Here is a 541-nt window from a genome sequence, read left to right on the forward strand (position 1 = left end):
ATTATGTTTACGGTCTTTTGCATTCAGAAGATTATCGCACTCGTTATGCTGATAACCTCTCTAAAGAATTGCCTCGTATCCCTTGTGTTAAAAACGCTGATGATTTTTGGAAGTTTGTAACAGCAGGGCATGAACTGGGTCATTTGCACGTAAACTATGAAACTGTAGAACCTTATCCTGAGACCTTTAAAAAGGGTAATCCAAAATTAACAGACATCTCTAATCCCGAAAAGTTTTATTATGTGACTGAAATGAAATTCGCAAAAGCAGTTAAAGAAAATGGAAAATCTGATAAAGATAAAACCACTGTTATTTACAATAGCAATATCACAATAACAGATATCTCTCTTGAATCGGTTATGGGGCGTCAATGTGTAAAAACAGATAAAAAGAGTGGCATTGTGAATGATGCCAATCACTATGCTGTTGAAACTGTTGGCAACCCTGCTTATCCATTAGAGTTGTTTCAAAGAGTTATTACCGTAAGTTTAGAAACCATGAAAATCGTTAAGAACTTACCAAAATTAGAACTAAGAGAAAT

At 34.6% G+C, this 541-nt stretch carries 1 protein-coding gene; it reads left to right on the forward strand.

Annotated elements, in window-relative coordinates; all coding sequences use genetic code 11:
- Positions 1-541: type ISP restriction/modification enzyme (locus ACFIKG_RS09850; RefSeq protein WP_375652259.1), on the forward strand; the 541-nt coding region annotated here is incomplete at both ends.

Origin of the sequence: Bartonella sp. LB28NMGDW (assembly GCF_042194435.1) — a bacterium.
Taxonomy (GTDB): Bacteria; Pseudomonadota; Alphaproteobacteria; order Rhizobiales; family Rhizobiaceae; genus Bartonella; species Bartonella grahamii.